The sequence below is a fragment of the Streptomyces tyrfis genome (genome assembly GCF_037034285.1).
GTDB lineage: Bacteria > Actinomycetota > Actinomycetes > Streptomycetales > Streptomycetaceae > Streptomyces.
The window spans coordinates 21,458-47,360 of the sequence record NZ_JBAGJZ010000059.1; the positions used below are offsets into that span (position 1 = coordinate 21,458).

Annotated in this window: 19 protein-coding genes and 1 pseudogene; 11 read left to right on the forward strand and 9 right to left on the reverse strand. The window is 69.7% G+C overall.

Annotation, left to right across the window (positions count from 1 at the left end; translation table 11 throughout):
* Window positions 1-13: 13 nt before the first annotated feature.
* Together WA762_RS31435 and WA762_RS31440 are read left to right on the forward strand one after the other, a co-directional pair.
* The gene (locus tag WA762_RS31435; RefSeq protein ID WP_335940321.1) at window positions 14-1,543 is read left to right on the forward strand and encodes an MFS transporter; all 1,530 of its coding nucleotides are present in this window, start codon (window positions 14-16) and stop codon (window positions 1,541-1,543) included.
* A 66-nt stretch (window positions 1,544-1,609) separates the two neighbouring features.
* Window positions 1,610-2,245 carry a TetR/AcrR family transcriptional regulator gene (locus tag WA762_RS31440; protein WP_335940323.1) on the forward strand — a complete coding sequence of 212 codons (636 nt, stop codon included), beginning with the start codon at window positions 1,610-1,612 and terminating at the stop codon, window positions 2,243-2,245.
* A gap of 104 nt (window positions 2,246-2,349) precedes the next feature.
* On the opposite strand, the gene WA762_RS31445 is transcribed toward WA762_RS31440, so the two are convergent.
* The 5 genes from WA762_RS31445 to WA762_RS31465 form a co-directional block, all read right to left on the reverse strand.
* A complete protein-coding gene (locus WA762_RS31445; RefSeq protein ID WP_335940326.1) occupies window positions 2,350-2,982 on the reverse strand; it encodes a hypothetical protein in 633 nt (210 codons plus the stop codon).
* Between the two features lie 228 nt (window positions 2,983-3,210).
* Window positions 3,211-5,172 (reverse strand): NHL repeat-containing protein, encoded by a 1,962-nt coding sequence (locus tag WA762_RS31450; RefSeq protein WP_335940328.1) that lies wholly within the window; start codon window positions 5,170-5,172, stop codon window positions 3,211-3,213.
* 444 nt (window positions 5,173-5,616) lie between these two features.
* Window positions 5,617-6,801, reverse strand: a complete 1,185-nt coding sequence (locus tag WA762_RS31455; protein ID WP_335940330.1) for a hypothetical protein — start codon at window positions 6,799-6,801, stop codon at window positions 5,617-5,619.
* A gap of 308 nt (window positions 6,802-7,109) precedes the next feature.
* On the reverse strand, window positions 7,110-8,321 hold the full coding sequence (locus WA762_RS31460) for an MFS transporter (protein WP_335940332.1): 1,212 nt from the start codon (window positions 8,319-8,321) through the stop codon (window positions 7,110-7,112).
* A 130-nt stretch (window positions 8,322-8,451) separates the two neighbouring features.
* Entirely contained in the window at window positions 8,452-8,763 is a 312-nt protein-coding gene (locus WA762_RS31465; protein WP_335940334.1) for an ArsR/SmtB family transcription factor, read from the reverse strand.
* Between the two features lie 240 nt (window positions 8,764-9,003).
* Here WA762_RS31465 and WA762_RS31470 point away from each other — a divergent pair, with 240 nt between their 5' ends.
* The 3 genes and pseudogenes from WA762_RS31470 to WA762_RS31480 all read left to right on the forward strand — a co-directional run bounded on the left by WA762_RS31470 (window position 9,004) and on the right by WA762_RS31480 (window position 13,752).
* On the forward strand, window positions 9,004-9,786 hold the full coding sequence (locus WA762_RS31470; protein WP_335940336.1) for an LPXTG cell wall anchor domain-containing protein: 783 nt from the start codon (window positions 9,004-9,006) through the stop codon (window positions 9,784-9,786).
* Window positions 9,787-10,742: 956 nt separating this feature from the next.
* A pseudogene (locus tag WA762_RS31475) lies at window positions 10,743-12,182 on the forward strand (NF041680 family putative transposase); the annotation flags it as partial.
* Between the two features lie 646 nt (window positions 12,183-12,828).
* A complete protein-coding gene (locus WA762_RS31480) occupies window positions 12,829-13,752 on the forward strand; it encodes a YDG/SRA domain-containing protein (RefSeq protein ID WP_335940338.1) in 924 nt (307 codons plus the stop codon).
* A 39-nt stretch (window positions 13,753-13,791) separates the two neighbouring features.
* On the opposite strand, the gene WA762_RS31485 is transcribed toward WA762_RS31480, so the two are convergent.
* The 3 genes from WA762_RS31485 to WA762_RS31495 all read right to left on the reverse strand — a co-directional run bounded on the left by WA762_RS31485 (window position 13,792) and on the right by WA762_RS31495 (window position 18,773).
* Window positions 13,792-16,932: a DEAD/DEAH box helicase gene (locus WA762_RS31485; RefSeq protein ID WP_335940340.1), complete on the reverse strand. Its 3,141-nt coding sequence runs from the start codon at window positions 16,930-16,932 to the stop codon at window positions 13,792-13,794.
* 92 nt (window positions 16,933-17,024) lie between these two features.
* Window positions 17,025-17,558: a GNAT family N-acetyltransferase gene (locus WA762_RS31490; protein ID WP_335940342.1), complete on the reverse strand. Its 534-nt coding sequence runs from the start codon at window positions 17,556-17,558 to the stop codon at window positions 17,025-17,027.
* Between the two features lie 213 nt (window positions 17,559-17,771).
* The gene (locus WA762_RS31495) at window positions 17,772-18,773 is read right to left on the reverse strand and encodes an SEC-C domain-containing protein (RefSeq protein WP_335940344.1); all 1,002 of its coding nucleotides are present in this window, start codon (window positions 18,771-18,773) and stop codon (window positions 17,772-17,774) included.
* Between the two features lie 78 nt (window positions 18,774-18,851).
* On the opposite strand from WA762_RS31495, the gene WA762_RS31500 reads away from it, so the two are divergent.
* The 6 genes from WA762_RS31500 to WA762_RS31525 all read left to right on the forward strand — a co-directional run bounded on the left by WA762_RS31500 (window position 18,852) and on the right by WA762_RS31525 (window position 24,172).
* Window positions 18,852-19,655 carry a class E sortase gene (locus WA762_RS31500; RefSeq protein WP_443080724.1) on the forward strand — a complete coding sequence of 268 codons (804 nt, stop codon included), beginning with the start codon at window positions 18,852-18,854 and terminating at the stop codon, window positions 19,653-19,655.
* 202 nt (window positions 19,656-19,857) lie between these two features.
* Complete coding sequence (locus WA762_RS31505; RefSeq protein WP_335940348.1) at window positions 19,858-20,055, forward strand: DUF3311 domain-containing protein; 198 nt, start codon at window positions 19,858-19,860, stop codon at window positions 20,053-20,055.
* Window positions 20,052-21,653: a sodium:solute symporter family protein gene (locus WA762_RS31510; RefSeq protein WP_335940361.1), complete on the forward strand. Its 1,602-nt coding sequence runs from the start codon at window positions 20,052-20,054 to the stop codon at window positions 21,651-21,653. The genes WA762_RS31505 and WA762_RS31510 overlap by 4 nt, the downstream gene beginning before the upstream one ends.
* A gap of 163 nt (window positions 21,654-21,816) precedes the next feature.
* A complete protein-coding gene (locus tag WA762_RS31515; protein ID WP_335940350.1) occupies window positions 21,817-22,170 on the forward strand; it encodes a DUF6412 domain-containing protein in 354 nt (117 codons plus the stop codon).
* A gap of 166 nt (window positions 22,171-22,336) precedes the next feature.
* Window positions 22,337-23,119: a YidC/Oxa1 family membrane protein insertase gene (locus tag WA762_RS31520; RefSeq protein WP_335940352.1), complete on the forward strand. Its 783-nt coding sequence runs from the start codon at window positions 22,337-22,339 to the stop codon at window positions 23,117-23,119.
* Between the two features lie 198 nt (window positions 23,120-23,317).
* Entirely contained in the window at window positions 23,318-24,172 is an 855-nt protein-coding gene (locus WA762_RS31525; RefSeq protein ID WP_335940354.1) for a fumarylacetoacetate hydrolase family protein, read from the forward strand.
* Window positions 24,173-24,370: 198 nt separating this feature from the next.
* On the opposite strand, the gene WA762_RS31530 is transcribed toward WA762_RS31525, so the two are convergent.
* Window positions 24,371-25,501 (reverse strand): Gfo/Idh/MocA family protein, encoded by a 1,131-nt coding sequence (locus WA762_RS31530; RefSeq protein WP_335940356.1) that lies wholly within the window; start codon window positions 25,499-25,501, stop codon window positions 24,371-24,373.
* Between the last annotated feature and the right edge of the window lie 402 nt (window positions 25,502-25,903).

Here is a 25,903-nt window from a genome sequence, read left to right on the forward strand (position 1 = left end):
CGTACGGAGAGCCATGCCCGCGGACATATCCGCCCCGAGCACCACCAGGAACCCCGCCCCCCACCCCCGTCTCGCCGTCGGCGTGCTGGCCTTCTGCGGCGTGGTGGTCGCGGTCATGCAGACGATCGTCGTGCCGCTGTTGCCGCACATCCCGCGCCTCACCGGCGCCACCCCGGCCGCCGCCAGCTGGCTGGTCACCGTCACTCTGCTCACCGGCGCCGTCTTCACGCCCGTCCTGGGCCGGGTCGGCGACATGTACGGCAAACGGCGGGTGCTCGTCGCCTCGCTCCTGGTCCTGGTGCTGGGCTCGGTGCTGTGCGCGGTCAGCTCCCACATCGGCGTCCTGATCGCCGGCCGCGCCCTGCAGGGCGCGGCGCTCGCCGTCGCCCCGCTGGGCATCAGCATCCTGCGCGACGAACTCCCGCCCGAGCGGGTGCTGTCCGCCGTGGCGCTGATGAGTTCCACGCTCGGCATCGGCGCGGCGATCGGTCTGCCGGTCGCCGCGCTCGTCGTGGAGAACTTCGACTGGCACACCATGTTCTGGGTCTCCGGGGCGATCGGGGCCCTCGACATCCTGCTGGTGCTCCGCTGCGTGCCGGAGTCCCCGGTCCGCACCCGGGGGCGCTTCGACGCCGTCGGCGGGCTGGGCCTGTCCGCCGCCCTGGTCTGCCTGCTGCTCGCCGTCACCCAGGGCGCCGGCTGGGGCTGGACCTCGGCCCGGACGGTCGGTCTGCTGGCGGCCGCCGTCGTGGTGGCGCTCGCCTGGGGCGCGTACGAGCTCCGCGTCCCGGCCCCGATGGTCGACCTGCGGCTCTCCGCCCGCCCGGCCGTGCTGCTCACCAACGTCGCGGCCCTGCTGATCGGCTTCGCCTTCTACGCGAACTCCCTGGTCACCGCCCAGATGGTGCAGGAGCCGAAGGAGACGGGATACGGGCTCGGCGCCTCGCTCGTCGTCAGCGGGCTGTGCCTGCTGCCGGGCGGCGTGATGATGGTGGCGCTCTCCCCGGTCTCGGCCCGGATCTCCGGGAAGTACGGCCCGAAGGTCAGCCTGGCGCTGGCCGGCGCGGTGATCGCGGCCGGCTATGTGGTGCGGTACTTCACCAGCCACAGCCTCTGGCTGATCATCGCCGGGGCGACGGTCGTCGCCTCGGGTACGGCTCTCGCGTACTCGGCGCTGCCCGCGCTGGTCATGCGCGGTGTCCCGGTCGGCGAGACGGGCGCGGCCAACGGTCTCAACACCCTGATGCGGTCGATCGGGCAGGCCTGCTGCAGCGCGACGGTGGCCGCGGTCCTCTCCGGCCTCACGTTCCGGGTGGCAGGCCGGGCGGCCCCGACGCTCCACGCGTACCAGCTCGTCTTCCTGATCGCGGCGGGCGCGGCCCTCGCGGCGCTGCTGGTCACCCTGTGCCTGCCGGGCGGCCGCGGCGTCACGACGGGTACGGTCGAGGGGAGCGCCGAGGCCCCGGCCACCCGGGCGCACGCGGCGCGGCCGACGCCGGGCCCTACGGCCCAGGAGGACCGGCGGGCCCGGTCGGGCCAGTGAGACCGAGGGCCCGGCAGGACCAGTGAACCGCGGGCCCCGCAGGGCCGGTGAGATCCAGGAGGACGCATGATCAGCGGCCAGGCCGCCGCCGCCGCGGCACCAGCACCGGCCCCGGCCTCCGCTCCCGCCTCCGCCGATCCGGGCACGGGGCGGGACGCGATCCTGCGGGCCGCCCGCCGGGCGTTCACCCAGCGCCCGTACGCCGATGTGACCATCAGGGGGATCGCGGCCGACGCCGGAGTGAGCCCGTCCCTGGTCGTCAAGCACTTCGGCCGCAAGGAGGAGCTCTTCAACACGGTCGCCGACTTCGGGCCCGCCGCCGCGGAGCTCTTCGACGCGCCGCTCGGCGTACTGGGCCGGCACCTGGTGGTGACGCTGGTGAACCGTCGCCGGGAGCAGCAGTCCGACCCCCTGCTGCGGGTCGTCTTCTCACTCGGCAACCGCGACGAACGCTCCCTGCTGCGCGACCGCTTCCACGAACAGGTCACCGACGTCCTGACCGCACGCCTGCACGGTCCCGAGTCCGCGCTGCGCGCGGAGCTGATCGCCGGTCACCTCCTCGGCCTCGGCGCCACCCTCAGTCTCCACCGCGACGGCGCCGGCTCCCGGGCCACCCCCGAACACCTCGCGGACCTCTACGCACCGGCGCTGCAGGCGCTGATCACGGGCCGGACGGCCGACTCCGCCGGGGCGACCGGGTGACCGACCGGGCGACCGGCTGGGGGCGACCGGGCGACTGGGCGACTGGGCGACCGGGTGGCCGACCGGGGTGACCGTCCACGGCCCGCCGTCCGTGCCCATGCGCGTCACCAGGCGACTTCGTCCGGATCGAAGCCCACGACGACGGCGGCGAGCCAGAAGAACATGATGAAGACCGCGCAGATGATCTGCCAGACGAGGTGAACGACGTCCGTTCCGGGCCTCGGGCCGAGGGCGGGGCGCACTCTGCTCTGCGGGTCGATGGTCATCAGGTACACCTTGCCGACCTCCAACTCTCTTCCCGTGATGGACAGATCAAGCTGTGGGGGGATTCCCGGGCAGGAGACGGCGTAGGAGTACACGCCGGGGCTGCCGTCTCTCGGGTTGGGCATGGCGGAGCCGGTCTCCTTCTGTATGAGGCCGTAGACCTCGCGGCCCCGGTCGTGCAGGGCGTTGGAGGAGAGGTACTCCATGTGCGTCGCGCAGAAGAACATGGCCGCGATCGCGGCGAGCAGTCCCCACGAGGCCCCGATCTCGGCGCCCCTGCGCGCGAACGCGACGGCACAGCCCACGACGATGCCGGCCCCCGCGATCAGGAGGAACCCCCACGCGCCGCTCCTGGTGTAGAGGGCGCGCCCGAGGAGCATGAGCAGCCACAGCGTCAGCAGCCCGACAGCGACCCCGACCACCACGCCCGCGCACAGCCGGCCACTCGGAACCCGTATGCGACGCCTGGACATGGACGACCTCCTCCGCTTCCCCGACACGCCGACCCGGCCCGCGCGGATCCCATGGACTCATGTTTTCCCGCCGCGAGTCCAGGTTTTATGAGCTGTATCCGGACAGGACGGCCGCCGCCCCGGCGAAGGGCGGCGGCCCGCAGGGAGAACGCGACGGCTTCGGAAGCCGCCCCTGACGGCTGCCCGCCCGCCGGGCGGCGCCGTCCGGGCCGATGGAGCCGGCGCCCGTCAGCCCGTGAAGACGAAGTACTTCCAGGCCCCGTGCGTCGTCGTGTTCACGGAGTCTCCGGAACCGGGGTCGATGTACGAGGAGCGAACCCGGGCACGGACGCCCGACTTGCCGGAGTGCCCCAGGTTGACGGCCGACTTCCCGTTGCCGCCGAGCCTGAAGTACTCGGTGCCGCCGTCGTACCACTTGCCCCGGTAGTACACCTGGAGCTGGAGCCGCTGCTTGCGGCCCTTGACGTAGCTCATCGTCGTCGTGGCGATGACGTCGGTGTTCTTGCGGAAGTAGTGGTACTTCACGGAGCCGATCCTGCCCGTTTTGTAGTGCTTGGACAGCGCCGTCGAGACCTTCACCCGGGCGTACGCCGTGGACTTGACCGACCGCGCGGCATAGCGGGAGTCGCCCTTGAACACGGCGGTGACCGCGGTGTCCCGGGTCATGCTCAGGGTGACCGACAGGTTGCCGCTGGAGTTGACCTTGCCGGACTTCACCAGCTTCTTCGGCTTGTCCGCGCCGAACGGGTCGGCCCAGATCTCGACGTCGCGGTTCTTGTACGTCGTGCCGAGGTGCGCCGTGAACGCGACGGACTTGCCGTAGTCGTACGCCTTGCCGTTGTTGTTCAACGTCAGCGCGGGCGTGGCGCGGGAGACGTCCACGGTGTCCGAGGCGGTCACCGGGGTGTGCGCGGCGTCACCGGCGTACGTCACCTTGTACGTGACCTTGCCGCCGGCCGGCGGGGTGTCCGTGAAGGAGAACGCGCCCTTCGCGCCGAGGGGCTTGGTGCCGAGCGACTTACCCTTCGGCGACTCCATGTCGGTGCGGGTGACGGCCAGCGGGGTCCCGGCGGGCAGCGGCAGGCCGGTGGTGAGCGAGCCCTTGACGGTGAGCGGCTTCGCGCGGGCGGCGGTGGCGGGGGCGTCGACCGTGAGCGTGCCGACGTACTTGCGGGGCTCGTCGACGACGTGGAACCGGGTGTCGCTGCCGTACCCGGTCAGCACGAACAACTTCGCGCCGTCGGCCGACCAGTTCATCGCGTGTCCGGGCCAGGGCATCCACGCGTGTGACAGGTTGCGGACGCTGGCGGGCCCGTCGCCGCCCCGGGGGAAGACGTATGTGTCGCCGAGGTCGCCGGTGTCGAGCACGGTCGCCGCGACCGTGCCGTCCGGAGCGACGCTGACCGTCTCCGGCTGGTCGCGTACGGGGTAGGTGCGTACCTCTTCCAGGTCCGAGAGCCGGTACTCGGTGAGCGCCCGTGAACCGGGCCCGGCCACGACGACCGAGCGACCGTCGGGGGTGAGCGCGGCGTCGTGGTAGAAGCCGCCCTTCTGGGCGGACACCCGGATCGCCGGGGTGCCCGAGGAGATGTCGTAGACGACGATCGGGGCGGAGCTGATGTGGGGATCGAGGGCGAGCAGGGTGCCCGGGTTGTTAGGGCTCGCGTAGAGGTCGGGCGGGCCCGAGAAGCGATGACCGGCCGCCAGGTCCAGCGTCACCGCGGGGGTCTCGGCGGTCACGTCGACCGAACCGAGCCCGGCGGCCCACTGCTCGCCGTACCCGAACCACAGCCTGCCGTCGGCGTAGGCGAGACGGGAGGGGCGGGTCTTCTCGCCGGTCGGGTACTCGGCGGTCCGCGTGAGCGTCGCGGTGTCGATGGCGACGATCCGGTCCGCGTCCTGGACCGCCGCGTACAACGTGCCCGAGTCCGGGCTCAGTTCGAGGTCGCGGACCCCGGCCAGGCCGGTGATGGCGGTGACGACCCTGCCGGTGTGGTCCGTGACGACGATCTTGTTCGCGTACCGGTCGCTGAAGTACAGCCGCTGGTGGAGGCCGTCGACGACGGTGTCCTCGACGTCGGAGATCGCGACGGGCCTGGTGGAGTCGGCGGACGCCGGTGCGGCGGTGAGCACCGCCGAGCTGCAGAGGACCGCCAGTGCGATGGCGGCCGGGAGAGCGCGTATGCGCACGGTCGTTTCGAACCCCCCGGAACGAGTGTGGGGCCACTGCGAGCAGCCGGTCGACGACGACCGATATGTGTGCGATCCGTGCTGCGCGTGTGGCGAGTGAGCGAAGGATAAGTCATGCCACCGACAACACGACGAGCGCCCTCGACGAACCGGTCTCACGTCCGACGTCCGACGTCCGACGTCCGACGTCCGATTCCGGCCACGGCACCAGGGGGGTGCCCCCCGCTCGCGCGATGCCTGACGCGGTTTCGGAGGCGACGTCACCCGCCCCGACGCGGTCGCGTGCCACGGGGCACGAGGCCCGTACCACGGAGCGCGGAGCGCCGGCCGCGAAGGCGTACTGCGGAGCACGCGCTGCGGAGCTTCGTCCGCGGAGTGCCGTCCACGCATCGCGACGGGGCGGGTGACGACCGCCTTTCTTCTGCTCCTCCCTTGCGGAAGGCGTCAGCCGGCGGGCGCCTGGTAGAGGCCGCGGCCGGCGCGGTGGGCCCGGGAGGTGGCGACGAGCCGGTCCAGGGTGCTGCGCACGGTGTTGATGCCGCCCGGTGTGAGCTCGCGGCCCAGGGCCTCGGTGACCTCACGCGCTCGTACGGGCGCGCCGCCGGACTCGGACAGCACCTTGATGACCAACTCGGTGAGGCTGCCGCTCTCGTCGACCGCCGGCGAGGCGGCCGGAGCCGTCTTCTTCGACGCCTTGGCCCGCGCGGGCCTGGCGTCCTTGGCCGAGCCGCTGTTCTTCGCGGGACCGTTGCTCTTCGCGGAACTGCTGCCCTTCACGGAACCGTTGTCCTTCGCGGAACTGCCGGCCCGCGCGGAATCCGCGGCCTTCGTGACCGCGGCCGACTTGGTGGCCTTGGCCGCCCCCGTCGCCCTGGTGGCCCCCGTCGCGCTGGTGGCCTTCGCCGGCTTGGCGGTCTTCACCGCCTTGGCGGTCTTCACCGCCTTGGCGGCCTTGGAGCCGGTGGACTTTCCGGCCGCCCCCGCGCGCTCGGTCTTCGGCTTGGCCGCCGCCTGCTTGCGGCCCTTGGGCGCGGCCGCCTTACGAGCGGTACGGCGCGCGGACGCCGCCTTCTCCGGCGCCGCCTCCGTCTCCGTCTTCTCCGGCGCGGCTTCCGCCTTCTCCGTCGCTTCCGGCGTCTCCTCCTGCGCGTCCGCGACCCGCTCGACCGGGGCATCGGCCTGCTCCTGCGCGGCCTCCGCCTTCTCGTGCGGAGCCGGGGCGGGGGCCGGGGCCGGGGCGGCGGAGTCGACGGATCCCTGAGCCTGCTGCGGAATCAGCGAGCCGACGACGCTCGCCCCGCTCTCCGCGCCTTCCGGCCGCACGCTCTCCGTGCTCGTCGTGCTCGCCGCGCCCTTCGAGCTCTCCGGGTTCTCCGGGGTCTCCGGGCTCGCCTGCTCCTCGGCGGCTTCCGGCTCGCCGGCACGCGACTCCGCGTCCGAGGCCGCGACGGCGGTGGTGGACAGCGCACGCAGCGCCGTCAGCGCGGTCCGCACCGAATCCAGGCGCTCGGTGACGGCCTCAAGTTCCTTCTCCAGGACTTGCTTGCGCTGTTCCAGGCGGGGAAGTTCCGCCTGCAGCAGTGTGGTTGTGGCATCGATGGAGCCCAGAGTGCTGGTCTCGGAGGTCATGTTGTCGCCCTTCTCTCCCGGCCGACCGTTGGTGACTGATGTGGTGCAGCGTAAGGGGCGTTGTGTTGTGGCCGGAAATCGATGTTCGGTGCGAACTGCCAGTCGCCCCCCTTCGCGTTGACGGACAGTCTCCTGAAATTAGCCGCCGCGCGCCTCGTACCCGGCGATGAGCCACTCGTTCGGCCGCATGCGGCGCGCTCGCCCGGACGCCGTACGGGCCCGGCGGCCCGCGTCACGTTGTGTTGTGACGCGGGCCGCCGAGCCCGGCAGTCGCCCAACGGCCCTCACCGTGGGGCGACACGACCACCTCACCCCCGAGCGTCCCCCAACTCCCGTACGCCGTCGGCCTCCTGTATCGACTCCTGGCGCGCACCGGCCCGGTCCAGGCTCAGCCGCAGCGCCATGACCAGCAGGGCGGCCACCGCGAACGCGACCCCGGCCCAGGGGAGCCGACGGGGACCGTAGTCGCTCAGCACCCACCCCCCGACGGCGGTTCCGACGGTGATGCCGAGGTTCGAGAACGAGATGAAGAGGCTGTTGCCGAACTCCGGGGCGTCGGCGGAATCCCGTCCCAGCCAGCTCTGGCTCACCACGAGCCCGCCCGAATGCACCGCGCCCCAGACGAGCACGGCCACGACCATGGGCGCGAACAGCGGTCCGACGGCGTACACGAGCACATAGACCAGCAGGCACAACACCGGATAGGCGACCGCGGTGCCCACGAGGCTGCGCCGCAGCAGACCGCCGAAGGCGAAGTTGCCGACGATCATCACGACGCCGAACGCCATCAGCATGGCGCTGACCCAGGTGCCGTCCATGTGCGTGACCCGGCCCAGGTACTCGGCGAAGTAGCCGTAGACGGAGAACATGGCGGCGAAGACCAGGACGACCGACACGATCGTCAACCACGTCCGCGAGCGCCCGAGGATGCCCAACTGGGCCCCGTACGAAAGGCGCCGGCCGACGGGCATGGCCGGCACGAACCGCAGGATGCCGAGGAACGCGACCAGATTGACGAGCGCGGCGAACCAGAACGCCGACGCGAGCGACACATGCTCGGCCAGATACGAACTCAGCGGCACGCCGAAGGCGAACCCGACGGTGACCCCGCCGAACACGGTCGTCGTGGCCCGGGTCGCGTCCCCGGCCGGCACCAGCCGCGCGGCGGTCGCGAGCGCGACGGCGAAGAACACCGGATGGAACAGCGCGGGAAGGACACGGAAGGCCAGCATCACCTCGTACTGCGTGGTGAGCGCGTACGCGGCGTTCGACACGGCGAACACCGCGATCGCCGCGGCGAGCACCGTCCTGCGGTCGATGCCGGAGGCGAGCAGCGTCGTGAACGGCCCCGACACCGCGATGACCAGGGCGAACACCCCCACCAGCCACCCCGCCGCGGACGGCCCGACGCCCAGCTCGGCCGACACCTGGGGCAGCACCCCGACCATGCCCATCTCCGTGGTGATGATCCCGAACACGCCCAGGGCCAGCACCAGCACGGTGAGAGAAGTCCTCTTCATCGCTACCTTTCGTCAAATCGAGAAAACTAGATATATCCGTTCGCGGATCACGACTCCACTCCGCGCCCCCTGAGCGACCTGCCGCCCCCCGGCCGGACTCGCGCCCGGGGTCAGGGCCCGGCGGCGATCCCTACAGGGAGTCCCGGACGTGCGCGGCGAACTCCGCGATCACGGCCTCGTCGCGCCGGTAGTACGTCCACTTGCCGATGCGCTCCGAGGTGAGCAGCCCCGCGTCCTTGAGCGTCTGCAGATACCCGGACACCACCGACTGCGCCAGCCCGGCGCGCTTCTGGATGTCCCCGACGCACACCCCGATGTGGAAGCCCAGCCCCTGCTGCCGATACGAAGCCTCGTCGAAGTACTTCTCCGGCTCCTTCAGCCACTGCATGAACCGCAGGCGCGCGGGGTTCGCGAGCGCCTTGTGCACGGTCAGGGGGTCCATCGCTGTTCGCCTCTCCGTACGCCTCATCGATCGTATCCATCTTTCTCGATATGTGGGAGGACGGTCAAATACTGGGGCCGATCACGCGGGGTGCCCTCAATCGTTATGGCGGACTGGTCGAACGAATGGCATCGCATGCGGCAAATGCGTCCAGAAGGTCGTTGACGGGCGTGTTCTGCCGAAGGAGGCTGAGCAGCCCCCCACCACCGGTAGCCATCTCTTTCAACCGTTGGATTTCCCATGCGCACACTTCCTTCCGCATGCACGCTCACGGCCGCCGCGACGGCCGCCCTGCTGCTTGCCCCCACGGCGTACGCCACCGCCCCCGGTGACAACGGCACCGTGAAGATCCACGATGCCGCCACGGGTGAGGAGCTCCGCAAGAACGAGCCTCACGTGTGCACCTTCTACCTCGACGCCTTCGGGTTCGACGCCGGCCAGGCCGTCGACTGGCGGATCGAGGCATGGCCCCCCACCGCCAAGGTCAAGGGCGAGGTCGTGAAGACCGGGTCCCTGGCGCTCGACGCCAAGGGCCACGGCCGTTCGCAGGACCAGGCCCTGTCCGACGGCCACTACAAGCTGTTCTGGAACTTCGACGGCGAGCACGGCAAGGCCAAGCAGAAGGTCTTCTGGGTCGACTGCGGCGAAGGCAAGCCCGGCGGCAACAAGCCGGGCGGCAACGAGCCCGGCGGCAATGAGCCGGGCAGCAATGAGCCCGGCGGCAACGAGCCCGGTGTCCCCGGTGCGCCGGGCCCCGAGGCCTCGCCCGCGTCGCCCACCCCGTCCACTCCGTCCACCCCGTCCGGCTCGACGCAGCCGTCCGCGTCGCCCACCCCGTCCGACGCCGAGGACTCCGCCGCGAAGCCCTCCGCCAACCCGTCCGCCGGGGCCGGGGCCGAGGGCGACCTCGCCGAGACCGGCACCGGCGCGCCGGTCGGCCTGCTGTCCGCGGCGGCCGCCGCGCTCGTCGCGGCCGGCGGCTTCCTGGTGATCCGCCGCCGCAAGGCCCAGCAGCAGCACTGACGCGCCTGCGTGGCCCCGCGCCACGTGGTTGCCGAGCCTGTTTTCTCACCCTCTGCCCGTGGTCGGCTCCATGCCGGCCACGGGCTTTGCGGTGTTCACGGGGGCGGCGCCGAATGCCTGCGCCGTGAAGCGTTGACCACCTTCAACTGCCTGGGAAGTCTCCTTCACTCAGGCTGTTGCAGGAGCTGAACGAACTCGGTCCAGGTGCTCCTCCGGACGGTGACGCGGGATCCTGCTGGGCGCTTCCAATCGCGTACGCCAATGATGCGTGCAAGACCGGCCGCCTCGACACCCGACACACTCGGTGCTGCTAAGGGCTGTGCCGTAATCCCTGACGGGCGCGCGACGACGGCTGCGGCACCTCGCCGCGTTGTCGGAACGCCCACATACGTCCCGTATGCGGGCACCCCTCCGCCTTGCGATGCACCACATCCGACGCCGCGCGCTGATCCACCACGGATACGGATTACGGGACAGCCCTTACCGCCGCTGTGCGACGAGCTTGCCCAAACCAATGTTGCCCGTTCGTGATCCATCGCAGCTCCCCGCAGGCTTGGCTCAGGAGCGCGGCAGGCAGATCGGTGTCCAATACCTGTGCGCGCAGGTGCCCGAAGGTGGGATGCCCATCCTGAACGACTGAGTCTGGCCTTGAGGGAGGGGCTGCGATCGGACCTATCGTTGATCTTTTCTGCTGGTTCCACGCCCACGGGTTACGATCCGGGCCCGGCGCTCGATTGTGTTCAAACGCAGTTCGCGGACCAGGCGGCTGGTGCGGCGTGAAGTGCACCTCGGTCGGCGGGGTGTCTTTCTTCCCCGCTTGTTCTTTATGGTCTGACCTCGAACGATGCCCCGAACGCGGTCGCTCATACGGGGATTCCAGGGACGTGAACACGGCCTCCGCCTGATCCTGTGCTCCGACCAAAGAGGCACTTGACCAGTACGAAGGCCGTGGGGGAATGAGTGTGCTGCATCACGATGTCCGGCGCGAAGCGTTCGCGGTGGCGTCACACTTCCGGGACGACTTCTTCGACTGTCTGACCGTGCGCGGGGACACGCTGTTCGAGCTGACCGACGCGGTGCTGTGCGCGGACGGCCCGGTGACCACGCCGGTGGATCTGACGCTGACGGCCGAACACCGGCGTGGGCACGGCGCGATGTACGACGCGCTGAACCACGGGCACGTGGATGTGCCGCGGCTGCGGCAGGTGCTGGCTGGGCTGCCGCAGCCCGAGGCTGCCGACGGGCGTCTGGTCCTGGCGGTGGATGTCACCCACTGGCTCCGGCCGGACGCGCTGACCAGTGCGGATCGTTTGTTCTGCCACGTCTACGGCCGCAGCGGACGCTCCTCGGACCAGTTCGTGCCCGGCTGGCCGTACTCGTTCGTTGCCGCGCTGGAGTCAGGCCGGACCTCGTGGTGTCAGATCCTGGACGCGCTGCGGCTGGGGCCAGCCGACGATGTCGCCGAGGTCACCGCTGCCCAGGTCCGCCGTGTGGTCGAGGACCTCATCGACATGGGCCGCTGGCAGGCGGGTGACCGAGACATTCTGATCGTCTTCGACGCCGGCTATGACGCCCCGCGCATGGCCTATCTGCTGGAAGGACTACCAGTGGAGGTCCTGGGGCGGATGCGCACGGACCGTGTGATGCGCAAGCCGGTCCCGGTGCCGTGGATCTCACCGCCGCAGGGCGGACGCCCGCCCAAGCACGGCAAGGAGTTCCGCTTCGCCAAAGCCGACACCTGGGGCGAGCCCGACGCCGCGACCGTGCAGGTCACCGACCGCTACGGCACCGTTCGCGCGACGGCCTGGGACCGTATCCATCCTCGTCTGACCACCCGCTCCGCGTGGATCGACCATACCGGCGAACTGCCCGTCATCGAGGGCACGTTGATCCGCCTGGAGGTCGACCGCCTACCCGGCGGCCACGATCCGCTCCCCGTCTGGCTGTGGACGTCTGCCACCGGCCTGCCGGGCGAGTGCGTCGACCTGCGCTGGCAGGCGTTCCTACGCAGATTCGACCTGGAACACACCTTCCGGATGATCAAGCAGACGCTGGGCTGGACCCGCCCGAAGCTCCGCACCCCCGAGGCGGCGGACCGGTGGGCATGGCTCATCGTCGCGGCACACACGCAACTACGCCTCGCCCGGCCGCTGGCCGCGGACCTCCGCCGTCCCTGGGAGAAACCGGCCGAACCCGGCCGGCTCACCCCCGCCCGGGTCCGCCGGGGGTTCAGAAACCTGCGCCCGAACCTGTCCTGCCCGGCGCGTGCACCCAAACCCAACCGGCCGGGCCCCGGCAGGCCACTCGGCTCGAAGAACCGGCACCCTGCCACCCGCTACGACGTGGGCAAGACCACCAGACGCCCCGAAAGCATCACCGAACGCGATCAGCTCAGAGGCGGATCACGACTTCAGAATGGAACGGCCAGCCCGGCCTCGCGCAATCGAAGCAGTGCCCTGCCCATGCACTCGGCGACCGAGGCCCCGTCGGCCCTCATCCCACCGTCCAGCGGTCCACCAGAAGCGGCAAATGTCCACGCCGGCTGACCGTCGCGCATGCGCTCCGCGTCGACCCGAATCATGGCACCGACCCCCTGCTCGCCAAGCCACTCCAGGATGGACAGCGTCACGTCCTCGACGCCGCTGTCCAGGTCCACCTTGGGCCGCCGCCCCATCCCCTTGGCCATGGCCACAACCCTACTCAGCGTCTGATCGGGTCGGGTAACCCACTCTCAAAACGGCTCGGACCATAAAGAACGAGCTGACCGTGAGTGCTGGAGTGAGTCATGGCTCCCGCCCGGCGGTGCGAAACTGAACTCTCAGTAGCGCGGGCGCGGGCGCGAGCGCGAGCGTGGGCGGTGGCCGCGCGCAGCGTGCAGCGGCTGCCCTCGGTGGGCACGGTGGCGGGCTGGGTGCTCGTGCCGGCGCTCATCCCGCTGAGAGGTGCTGGCGACGTGGTCGCCTTTGAGTCACGCACCGATGGGAAGCGGCCATGATCGACCCGAAAGCTTGATCGAGCGCCGGTGTTCGACAGCATGTTCGTATGTCGCGATCGAAGCCCATCTATTTTGGTCCTCCTCCCGATGTGAACGAGGGGCAGTGGTTTCGAACGCATGATGACCTGTATGCGGCAGATGTGCACCGGTTTCGAGGGCAAGGGATCTCGGGAACATCGCATGAAGGCGTCGACTCGATTGTTGCCAGCGGCGGCTATGCCGGTGATCAGGACCTGGGCGACGTCATCATCTATACGGCGCAAGGTGGGTCGCCGGACAATGATGGCCACATCACGGAGGATCAGTCCCTGACGGGCGTCAACGAGGGAATGTTGATCAACTATCGGGAGGGTCTGCCCATCCGATACGTACGTGGTCTGGGGATCAAGCGCCGCAAGGCGACTGAAGGGTATCGATATCGAGGCCTGTATCTCGTAGAGGCTTACTGGAGTGTGCTAACTCCTCGCAGGCACGTCATGTGGCAGTTCCGTCTTGCGAAGGTTGCAACTGGGGAGCGGTGGGATTCTGGCGAGGAGAGTTGTGCGGTAGTGGATGAAGAGGAAGCCTCGAATCAACAAGTGGTGGCAAGGTACGTCAGTACCCAGCGCCGGGTGCGGAACACCCCGGAGGCCCGCGCCATAAAGGCCCTCTACAACAACACCTGTCAGATGTGCCGCGTCCCGGTTGTGGTGGACGCCAATGGTGCACGGTACAGCGAGGGTGCGCACATACACGCACTTGGCAGGCCGCACGGTGGTCGTGACGTTCGTAGCAACATTCTGTGTCTATGTCCGAACTGCCACGTGCTCTTTGATAACGGAGCGCGCCTCATCACTGACGACCTCAAGATCGTAGACGCCCTCAGTCGCCGGGTGCTCGGAGAGCTTTATGTGGCTCCCGAGCACCAGATCGACCCCGCGTGTGTGCACCAGAATCGCTCTCGGTGGGCAGATCGTTCAGGCGGAGTCTAACTGCCTCCCGGTCTGGTGAAGCGAAGGCAGGAAGCAGCCTTAGCTGGCAGCGATTGCTGAGTAGGTCCACACATCAGCTGGCATCTCATGGTGGAGCTTCCATACGACTCCCATGGGCTTGCTGCCCTCGTGTTTTACGTAGTCGGCGGGGCCGAGAAGAATCCACGGCTGGGGGCTGCCGATGTCCGTCTTCTTATAGCGGCGAACGAAGAGGAGGACATGGCTGCCCCCCTCTTTGTGGGTCTGGTATCGCATGCCGGTAGAGGAAGTCTCTGACGTCTGATTCTGGGATTCCCAGTGGAACAAAGACTCGTTCAGTGCGTAGTCCTTATAGCGAGTCTCAGGAGAAAAGTCCTTCTCGTTCTTTTCGAGAGTGATGAGCAGGGCGTCGGTTTGGATGTTCTCGCACCACTTCACCCCTTCGCGGAAGTGTCCCGGCATAAAGCCTTGGATGTAGGACTGTCCTAGGGCGGGGAGGATCTCTTCTCGGCTGTATGAGGCGTGAACCGTCAGGGGCAGGTCTGCGTGCTTGCCGAGTAGCGGGACGGGGATGTGGTCGGCCTGCTCCAGAACGTGGGCAAGGACCTGGCGAAGTTCGTCGCGGAAGGCATGTTGTGGGCGAAGGGTTTCGAATCCCTCCTGGTAACTGCTGAAGCCGCCACCCAGCGGCCACAAGGAGAAGAAGAACATGCGGGCGTACGCTTGCTCTTGCTCGCTAAGCTTGTCGTATGCGGGGACGTCATCGGAGAGGAGCCGGCTGTACGCGGCGACTCGGGCTGGGTCGTCGACATGAAGAAAAGCCGAGATGCGCTTGAGCAACGGCCCTTCCCCTTCGGGTCCCGTCTCGGGAAGCAGCTTCGCTCGGCGGAGTAGCCCGGTCCAAGAGTTTCCGTTGCCTCGATAGAGCTCCTTGAGCTCTCGACCGCTTTCCTTCAGGTAACCAGCGAGACGAGGTTCGGCATATGCGGCAACCTCGCGAGCGAGTTGGGTGACATTGACGCTGATCTGGCTTCGAATGTTATCAATGATCAGTTCCTTGGCCTTTGACTCAAGGATGATCTGGCAGCCCGACGGCAACTGAGGGAAGTCCTGCTCGATGTTGGCGAGTAGGCGATTGCGAGTGAGGTTGGTCAGCGCTCGGAACTGCTCCTCGAATCGGAACTCCTTGCGATGCTGGCCGATGAAGTCGAGGACGGTGAGAACGGCTTTGTCCTCGGTTCGGCGCAGGCCTCGTCCTAGTTGTTGGAGGAAGACGGTGGCGCTGGAGGTGGGGCGCAGCAGGAGCAGGGTGTCGACATCCGGGATATCGAGCCCCTCATTGAACAGGTCGACAGAGAAGATGATCTGGAGCGTGCCTGCTTTGAGCTGATCCAGGGCATCTTTGCGTTCACGGCGTGCGGTATCACCCGATAGGGCAACGGCGTTGAGGCCCACTCGACGGAAGAAGTCGGCCATGAAGGCTGCGTGTGCAACCGACACGCAGAAGCCCAGCGCACGCATTGAGCCTGGGTCCGCAACCTTGTCCCTCACCGCCTGCACGACAAGCCTGGCTCGCGCATCATTGCCAGTGAAGAGGTTGCTGAGGGCTGTGGTGTCGTATGCCCCCCGCTTCCAAGTGATGGCGCTCATGTCAGTGTTGTCAGTGACACCGAAGTAATGGAAGGGGCTGAGTAGATCGTTCTCCAGGGCCTCCCAGAGGCGCATTTCTGCTGCGATCCGACCGTCAAAGAACTCGTCCTGGATGTTGAGTCCGTCCATGCGTTCAGGGGTGGCGGTGAGTCCTAGCAGTTCCTTCGGGTCGAAGTGATCCAGAATCTTGCGGTACGTGGGAGACGTGCCGTGATGAAATTCATCGATTACGATCACATCGAAATGCTCTGGAGTGAGGTGGTCCAGCGTGCGCGAGTTGAGCGATTGAACGCTAGCGAATACATGCGTCCAGCTGTCGGGGATTTCTCCATCGACGAAGAGCTCACCGAAGTTCGCGTCAATCAGAACGTTCTGGTAGACACGTAGAGACTGTTCCAGGATCTCTTTGCGATGCGCGACGAAGAGCAGTCGAGGATCGCGGTCAAATTTCTGGCGCAGACGCTTGAAGTCCAGTGCGGCCATCACCGTCTTTCCTGTGCCAGTCGCCGCAACAAGGAGGTTGCGGTTTCGGCCGTGAACAGTGCGTTCCACTTCGAGTCGTTCCAACATGTCGCGCTGATGCGGATAGGGGCGTACCTCAAGACCAGAGAGGGTGATGGTGGTGCCAGCATTCCGGTTGGATCCGCTTGCCTGGGACAGTGCGTCATCGAGTCGCTGTGCGTCGTTTTCGGGGTTGTACGGTTCGAAGGAGCGCTCACTCCAGTACGCGTCGAAGGTCGCCTCGAACTTGCGGAGAACGGACGGTGTGGCAACGGATGAAAGTCGAACGTTCCATTCGAGCCCATCGAGAAGCGCAGCCCGCGACAGGTTGGAGCTGCCTACATATGCCGTGTCGAAGCCGCTTTCACGACGGAAGAGCCAAGCTTTGGCATGCAGTCGTGTTGAGCGGAGTTCGTAATTGACCTTTACCTCGGCTCCGAAATCCTGAATCAGGCGATCCAGTGCTCGACGCTCCGTGGCCCCTATGTAGGTCGTTGTCAGTACGCGGATGGGCACGCCCCGATCGCGCGCGGAGAAGAGTGACTGTTCCAGGACTCGTAGTCCGTGCCACTTCACGAACGCGCAGAGCAGGTCAACGCGATCTGCTGTGGCCAGCTCGGCGCGCAACTCGAACCCTAGGCTTGGATCGTCGGGCGAGTTGGTGATGAGAGCCGTCTCGGAGAGGGGAGTCGCCGGTCGGATCGAGTAGACGCCAGAGGCTTCGCGCTCTGCCACCGCAAGCAACTGTCTGGGACCTTCGGTGACGAGGTCAACCCACTCATTCGCGCCTTCGATGGCGTTGAGCGAATCCAGGATGCGGTTAGTGGCGACCACTTGCTCCGCAGGCGAGAGCCTCTGAAGGGCTTGTCGTACGACGTTTCCGATGTGCCGTGACAGCACGTGAGGCGCGGACTCAGCGCCGACCACCCCTTCGATGGATCGCCAAGTTGTCGAGTCGAGCTGCTTCATCCGTTCTTCGAGACGATGGGTGATCAGCGTCTCGTAAAGCCCAGCAACCGGAGCTGCGTCGTCTGCAAAGTCGTTGGGCATGACCGAGTCCCCCTCATCTCGCTGCTTTGCATGCAGTTGTATCAAGGGGGACTGACAGGCAATGGATGCTGTCTGTCCTCCGGGGGCTTTTGCTATCGATTCCTGGCCCGGGAGCCCCTATCCAAGTCGCGCACATACCCCAGCCCCGGTCGTCCGTCCAGCTGGAGTTCCCCGCCGGTCGGGGTGAAGCCGGCGCGGGTGAGGACGGTCCGGGAGGCGGGGTTGTCGAGGGTGGTCGTGGCCCGCAGGGTGGTCAGGCCGTACTCCTCGGCGGCCAGGGCGCACAGGTGGCGGAGAGCGGTGGTGGCCAGGCCGCGGCCGGTGGCCTTCTCGGCGACGCGGTAGCCGAGTTCGGCGGAGCCGTCCGTCGCGTCGACCAGGTTGAAGCGGCCCAGGATCCGGCCCTGGCCCTGGCCCTCGCCGTGGGGATCGGTGTCGACCAGGACGTGGAAGTGGCAGGTTCCGGTGGCCTGTTCGGCGAGCAGGGCGGCGTGGCGGGCTTCGAAGTGGGTGAAGTAGTCGTCGCCGCGATCGGGGACCGAGGCGGCGAAGTAGGCGCGGTTCTCGCGTTCGAAGGCGAGCAGGGCGGGGGCGTGGTCGGGGCGGAGGCGCTGGAGTTCGGGCATGGGCGGAGGGTACGCGGCCCGCAGCCCGGGAGCCTTCAGAAAACCTTCGAAATCCTCGGGAGTCGCCTGGAGCCGTCCGGAGTCGTCCGGGATCCTCGGGAGCTGTCCGGGATTCTCGGGAGTCGTTCGGGATCGTCGGGAGTCCTCGGGAGTCGTTGGGAACGGGGGGCTCCGGGCTCCGTCGCGGTGGGCGGCGGGGCCCGGAGCGTTCCGTCACCCGGTCCCGTGGCACTTCCGGTAGGGGAGGTCGGAGCCGCACCAGCAGGGGGCGTTGCGGGCCGGGGGCCAGGGGACGGCGCGGCCGCGGGCGGCGAGGGTGGTGGCGTACTGGGGGAGGAGGTCCGGGTCGGCCGGGGAGGCGGCCTCGGACGCGGCGAACGCCTCGTACGACGGGACCGTGCCCGTCACGATGCCCAGGTTCGGGGTGCCGGCCTGGTGGAGGTCGCGGAGGGCGGCCTCCAGGCGGGCCAGGTGGTCGGCGTGGGAGGGGTACTCGGTGCGCAGTGTCGGGTACGCGGCGAGGAGCTCGTCGAGTTCGGGAGCCGGCCAGTGCAGCAGCGCCACCGGGAACGGGCGGGACAGCGCGGTGCGGTAGGTGCCCAGCTCGGCGCGGAGACGGGTGATCTCGGCCCGGAGCTCGCCCGGGTCCGAGGAGCCCAGGGCCCACAGCCGCTTCGGGTCGTGCAGCTCGTCCAGCGGAACGGAGGCCGTGTGGAGGGTGTCCGCCAGCTCGTCCCAGGCGTCGTGGTCGGAGCCCATCAGCCTGCGCACGCGGTGGCGGCCGACCAGCAGCGACCGGGTGGCGTACGGGACCTCCTCGCCCGGCGTCAGCAGAAGCGTCAGCGCGTTCGTGAACCAGTCGTGGGCCGTCTCCAGCTCGTCGTGGGACTCGAACGTCTCCGCCGCGACCTCCCAGGGCGCCGGGTCCAGCGGGTTCGCCGCACGGACTCCGTCGAGGATCGCCCGGGCCTCCGCCTCGTGGCCGTACTCCCACAGATTGGCCGCGTTCAGCGCCTTGACCAGGTGCGGGCGGTCGAGGGCGGGGGAGCCGAGCAGGCTTTCGTAGAGGGTGGTGGCACGGGCGCGGTCGCCGGCGAGTTCCAGATGGGCCGCGGCCCGGAGGAGGAGCGGCTCACGGTCCTCGGGGTACCGCTCCGCGGTGCGCAGCAGACGTTCGGCTTCGGTGGTGTGCTCGGCAGGCGTGTCGGGGCGCATGAATCACACCGTACTGCCGTGCGCCTCGTGCACGGAGAGTTGTTCCGGCCCTGGAGAGTTACGGGGACGGGCCCTATCGTGCGGGCCGTGCGGAAGCGGATACCGGTGGTGGTGCAGCGTGACGTGCGCGGACGCAGGGCCGTCGCGCGCGGTCTGTGGACGGTGGCCGAGGCGGTGGTGACACTCGGCGTCGTCCTGTTGTTGCTCGTTGTTCATCAGTTGTGGTGGACCAACCGGCAGGCCCGCGCCGACGCGGAGGACGAGGTACGGGCCCTGCGGAGGACCTGGCGGGAAGAGGCCCCGCAAGGGGGAGGGGGAACACAACGGGGAGGGGGAGCGCGGCAGGGGGAGGGAACGGCGGGGGCGGGGAGCGGGGCCGGTACGGGAAGCGGCGAGGGCCCCGGCTCCGAGGGCCGCGCCGCACCCCGGCGGGACCAGGCGTACGCCGTCATCCGGATTCCCCGGATCGGGCTCGCCGCCCCCGTCGCCCAGGGTGTCGGCAAGCACGACGTCCTCGACAAGGGGTACGTCGGCCACTACCCGCACACCGCGCAGCCCGGCGAGACCGGCAACTTCGCGCTCGCCGGGCACCGCAACACGCACGGCGAGCCCTTCCGGTACCTCAACCGGCTGCGTCAGGGGGACCTGATCGGCGTCGAGACCCGGGACGCCGTGTACACGTACACCGTGGACCGGACGCTCGCGCGGACCACCGCCCGCGACGCCGGCGTCATCGCGGCCGTCCCGCGCAGCGAGGTGAAGCCGGGCGCCGGGTACACCGCCGCCGGTTCCTATGTCACGCTCACCACCTGCACGCCCGAGTTCACCTCCCGGTACCGGCTCGTCGTGTGGGGCCGGCTCACCGGGTTCCGGGCGCGGTGAACGGGGCGCGCCGCCGCCGTGCCCGCTCCACGGAGCCGGGGAAGGGGCCGATCACGCGGGCCGACGACGTGAGCCGATGACGTGAGCCGCTTCAGATGACGTGAGCCGACGACGCGAACCGCTTCACGCGAAGCCCCTCGATCTGAAGCCCCTCGCGTCGTGTGCATCGCGCCCCTTACAGATCGCTGAACTGGCCGTAGGGTTGTCCGACGTGCTGAGACGACGTCCGCAGTTGTTGTGGTTGCTGGTCCCCTATGTGCTGTACCTGGGGGCGCTGCCGTGGGTGAACCGGGTCGAGCCGGTGGTTCTCGGGCTGCCGTTCCTCTTCGTGTGGCTGCTCGGGGCGACCCTGCTGACCCCCGTCGCCGCATGGCTGACCAGGCGGGGGGACCGTCGGTGAACGCCGCGGTCGCGACCAGTGTCCTCGGGGTCTTCATGGTCCTCACCGTCGCCCTCGGGCTGCTCGCGGGGCGCGGTCGCCGGAAGGGGCGCGGCGCGGACGGCGGCGGGCTCGCGGAGTGGTCCGTGGGCGGGCGCAGCCTCGGGACCGTTTTCATCTGGGTGCTGATGGCCGGCGAGGGCTACACCAGCTTCAGTTATCTGGGCGCCGCCGGATGGGGGTACAACTACGGCGCGCCCGTGCTCTACGTGGTGGCGTACATGTCGTGCGGCTACGCCCTCGGCTACGTCGTCGGGCCGACGCTCTGGGCGTACGCGCGCAGGCACGGGCTCGTCGGGATCACCGACATGGTGGCGCACCGGTTCGGCCGCCCCTGGCTCGGCGTGCTGGTCGCCGTCCTCGCGACCGTCTTCCTGCTGCCGTACATCCAGCTCCAGATCACCGGCATGGGAGTGGTCGTCTCCACCATCTCCTACGGTGCCATCAGCCTGAACTGGGCCTACTTCATCGCCTTCGCCGTCACCACGGGCTTCGTGGTGGTGAGCGGGCTGCGCGGCAGCGCCTGGGTGTCGGTGCTCAAGGACGTCCTCGTGATCGCCACCCTCGGGTTCCTCGCCGTCTACGTGCCGCTGCACTACTTCGACGGGTACGGGCCCTTCCTCGACCGGATCGTCGCCGAGAAGAGCGAGTGGCTGACCTTCCCCGGGCACGGGGACAGCGGGCTCGGGCAGGCGTGGTTCATCACCACCTCGTTCCTCAACTCCCTCACTGTGGTGATCTTCCCGACCACCGTCGCCGGGTACCTGGGCGCGAGGAACGCCGATGTGCTGCGCCGCAACGCGATGCTGCTGCCCGCGTACAACGTGCTGCTGTTCGTGCCGATGCTGCTGGGCATGGCCGCCCTCTTCGTGGTGCCGGGGCTCGTCGGCGCCGAGTCCAACCTGGCGCTCTTCAAGCTGGTCGTGGACTCGCTGCCGGCCTGGGTGGTCGGGCTCGTCGGCGTCGCCGCGGCGCTGTCGTCGATCGTGCCGATGGCCGTGTTCATGCTGGTCATCGGCACGATGTGGGGGCGCAGCGTGCTCTCCCTGGTGCCTCGGTGGGAACGGCGGCAGAAGACCGCCGCGCAGGTGGTGGTCGTGGCAGCGGGGACGCTGGCGCTGGTGCTCACCTACACCGCGCCCAACACCCTGGTGCGGCTCTCCCTCATCTCCTACGAGGGCATGGCCCAGCTGCTGCCGATGGTGCTGCTGGGGCTGGTGTGGCGGCGGCTGACGCTGCTGGGAGCGCTGAGCGGGCTGGTCGTCGGCGTGGGCACGGTGTGCGGGTTCGTGTTCACGGAGAACGATCCGGTGTGGGGGGTGAACGCGGGCATCGTGGCGCTGGCCGCCAACCTGGTGGTCGCGCTGGCCGTGACGTACGCGGGTCCGCGCGAGCGCGACGACCGGCCGGACGACGTGGTGCTCGCGCGGGACGAGGTCGGCGCTCCGGAGCGGGAACCCCTGCCTTCCGGGGACGTCTCCGGGGACGTCTCTGGGTACGTCTCCGGGGATGGGGAGGCCGTCGCGGTGCCGGGCCGCGGGGGCGCGGACCCGGCCTGATCTCCTCGGCGCCCGGGAACGGATGCGCCGGGAGGCGGGGGGCTCTGTCGGGCCCGTCGTGTATAACGGCAGGAGAGTGACACGCACGGGTGCGCGAAGAGCGCGAAGAGCGCGAACGGTGCGACCGCGACGAGACGACGAGGGACGACGGGGGGAGGGGCCGATGAGCGGTGTGAACGGCGACGCCGGCCGCCCGCGCGGGGTGCTCGCCCGGCTGCCCCGCCCTGCGGCCCTGTTGCTCTTCCTCGTCGCCGAGTTCTTCGCCGGGCTCCTGCTCGTCGAGGGCGGCGGCCTCTCCGCCGCCGTCGCGCTCGCCGCCACCGCCGCAGCGGGGTCGGCGCTCGTCGTCGCCTCGGTCATCAGCGCCCGTTGCGCCGTCCCCGTCCCCCGCACCCGCGTCCGTACGGCGATACGGGACCGGGAGCAACGCACCGCGTTCCTGCCCCAGCGGGATCCGGACGCCAAGGGGCGCAGACGGCCCCGAGCCCCCGGCCGCGCCCTGCCGACGGCCGTGTAGGGGCTTTCTTCCGTTCGTTTCGTATCGCCTGCTCGCTCGTTCTCCTGTCGCTCCTCCGTCTCTGTCACACGGGGGCCGGGCGGGCGGGGCGGGGTCCCCTCGCGGTTCGTCATGCCGACTTCGTTTCTCACTCCCGGCACGACGAGAACCCTCGGAGGGCTCACCGATGTCCGTCATCATGTCCGCGTTCGCCGCCCTGGTCGGCGCGCTGGCCGATGTGCTGCACCCGTTCTTCCAGACCGCTTCCACCGCCGCCGCCATCGTGCTGTTCACCGCCCTCGTACGGCTCGCCGTGCATCCCCTGTCGCGGGCCGCGGCGCGCGGGCAGAAGGCCCGCACCAGGCTCCAGCCGCAGATCGCCGAACTGCGCCGCAAGCACGGCAAGGACCCCGAGCGCATGCAGAAGGCGCTCATGGACCTGCACCGGGAGGAGCAGGTCTCGCCGCTGTCCGGCTGTCTGCCGAGCCTGCTCCAGATGCCCGCCTTCTTCCTCCTCTACCACCTGTTCTCCAGCCGGAGCATCGGCGACGGCCCCAACGAACTGCTCGGCCACCAGCTGTTCGACGCCCCCCTCGGCGGGCGCTGGCACGACGCGCTGTCGCACGGCGGGCCGTTCGGGGCGCAGGGCCTGGTGTACATCGGGCTGTTCGCGATCGTCGCCGTCGTGGCCGCGTTCAACTACCGGCGGACGAAGCGGCAGATGGCCGCCAACCCCGTCGCTCCGACGACCGGGCCCGACGGGCAGCCGGTTCCGGGCATGGGCGCCATGACCAGGCTGATGCCGCTGCTGTCGTTCGCCACCCTCTTCACCGTGGCCGTCGTGCCGCTCGCCGCCGCTCTCTACGTCGTCACCAGCACCACCTGGACCGCGGTCGAGCGGGCCGTTCTCTACCGCGACCTGCCCACCGCCGTCGCGCCGGGTGCGGCCGACGTGTCCGGCGCGGCATGACCGGCCCGGGGCGCGGCGGCGGACACACTGGCCCAGGGTGTGGACGCGGACACACCGGTCCGGGGTGTGCACGCGACACCCCGGTCCGGGGTGTGAACGGGGTCTTGCGGGGCGGTCGGTCGCCTTGGACGATCGGGCCGAGCCCACGATGGCCGCAACCCATCCGTCGGGCCCGATCTCGACCCAGGGGAGAGACCGTTGAAGCTGCTTCGTGTGGGCACGGCCGGTGCGGAACGCCCGGCCCTGCTGGACGAGGACGGAACCCTGCGTGACCTGTCCGGAGTCGTCGACGACATCGACGGCGCGCTGCTCGCCGACCCGTCCGCGCGGGCCCGGGTACGGGCCGCCGCGGCCGGTGGGCTGCCCGTGCTCGACGCCGAGGGCCTGCGGACCGGGCCGCCGCTCGCCCGCATCGGCAAGATCGTGTGCGTCGGGCTGAACTACCACGACCACGCCGCCGAGACCGGCGCGGAGATCCCCGCCGAGCCGATCCTGTTCCTCAAGGCGCCGGACACCGTCGTCGGCCCCGACGACACGGTCCTGGTGCCGCGCGGCAGTGTGAAGACCGACTGGGAGGCCGAACTCGCCGTCGTCATCGGGCGCACCGCCCGGTGCCTGGAGTCCGCGGCGGAAGGGCTCGCCCATGTCGCCGGGTACGCGGTGTCGCACGACGTCTCCGAGCGGGAGTTCCAGCTGGAGCGCGGCGGCACCTGGGACAAGGGCAAGAACTGCGAGACGTTCAACCCACTGGGGCCGTGGCTGGTGACCGCCGACGAGATCCCCGACCCGCAGGCGCTGCGGCTGCGGCTGCGGGTCAACGGCGAGCTGAAGCAGGACGGCACGACGGCCGACCAGATCTTCCCGGTGGGCGAGGTGGTCCGCTACATCAGCCACTTCATGACGCTCCACCCGGGCGACGTGATCAACACCGGGACGCCCGCCGGGGTCGCCCTCGGGCAACCCGAGCCCAGGCCGTATCTGCGGGCGGGGGACGTCGTGGAGCTGGAGATCGAGGGACTGGGCCGGCAACGGCAGGAGCTGAAGGACGCGTAGCGGTGCGGGCCCGCGGTGGCCGTTGATCCGCCGCGGAGTGTCGGGCGCGGCGGGGCACCACTGATCCGCCGCGGGCTCCAGAGGGGCGGGACGTCACCATGGGCGCCTCGTCCCTCCTCGCCCCTTCCCGTTGCCTCCGGCGCCCCGCCGCCCGCTCGCCCGAACCCGAACCCGAACCCGACCCCGCCCACGGGCCGGTCAGGCGGGCGGCACGGGCAGGGGCACGACGACGCCTTCACGGGCCGAGCGGCGGGCGGCCTCCAGCACGTCCAGGGCCGCGGCGGCCTGGAGGGCGGTCACCGGGTTGTCGCCCCTGCCGCGCAGCGCCTTGTGGACCGCCGCGTAGTACGCGCGGTAGTCGCCCGGCACGGTGGGGACCGGGGCGCCGCCGCCCGTCGCCGGGGATTCGCCCGAACCGATCCTGCCCCACAGCGCCTCCGGCTCCTCGCCCCAGGGACTGCCGTTCGCCGGGCGCAGGCCCGCGCGCAGGTCGGCCTCCTGCGGGTCCAGGCCGTACTTCACATAGCCGGCGGTCGAGCCGAGCACCCGAAAACGCGGACCGAGCTGGGCGGCGGTGGCGCTGACGTACAGATGCGAGCGGACCCCGTTCGCATGGGTGAGCGCGAGGAACGTGTCGTCGTCGGCGGCGGCCCCCGGACGGCGTACGTCGGACTCCGCGTAGACCCGCACCACCGGCCCGAACAGCACCAGCGCCTGGTCGACGACATGGCTGCCAAGGTCGTACAGCAGCCCGCCGATCTCCCGGGGATCGCCCGACTCCCGCCAGCCGCCCTTCAGCTGCGGACGCCACCGCTCGAAACGGGACTCGAAACGCTGGACGGCGCCGAGTTCGCCGTCCGCGAGAAGCCGGGCGATGGTGCGGAAGTCGTTGTCCCAGCGGCGGTTCTGGAAGACCGAGAGCAGCAGGCCGCGCTCCCGCGCGAGCGCCGCGAGCTCCCGCGCCTCGGCGGCCGTGCCGGCGATCGGCTTGTCCACGACGACCGGCAGACCGGCCTCGATCGCCTCGGCGGCGAGCGGGACATGGGTCCGGTTCGGGGAGGCGAGCACGACCAGGTCGAGTTCGTCGGCCCGCGCCCACAGCTCCTGCGGCGACGCGGCGAACCGCACATCGGGGAACTCCGCGCGCGCCCGCCCCCGCCGCTCCTCGTCCGAGGTGACGATCGTGTCCAGGACGAGGCCGTCGGTCGCCGCGATCAGCGGGGCGTGGAACACGGAGCCCGCCAGACCGTAGCCGACGAGTCCGACGCGCAGGGCGGACCGGGAGGTCTCGTACGCCCCAGGCGTCTTGTGAGTCGCGTTGCCAGTCATGCACGCCACTTAAGCAACGCCGTCGCCGATGCGCGAGAGCCGGGCGGGTGCGCGGCGGGCATCGGTCGGTCCACGGGGATGACGGAGGACGGTGGGGGACGGCGGTGTACGGGGCGGGGCGGGCGGCGCTGGGCCGAACGAGCGGTTCACGGCGTCCGGCCGGGCGGCGTCCCGGCACGTCGGCACCGGCCGCCTCGCGCGTGCGTGGCAGTGTCGCGTGTCCAGAACCGGTGAACTCCGGCACTCAGGCCGGGCGGGTGCTGAGGATCTTGGCCGGGCCCCGCGGCAGTCGACGCGCACATCTCCGGCGCCTTGTAGGTGTACGCGTCGGCCGCCGCTCCGGGCCCTGCCAAGGTCTTCAACGCTCGCCCGGCCGCCGCGCGCCCCCCCCGGCGCGCGGCG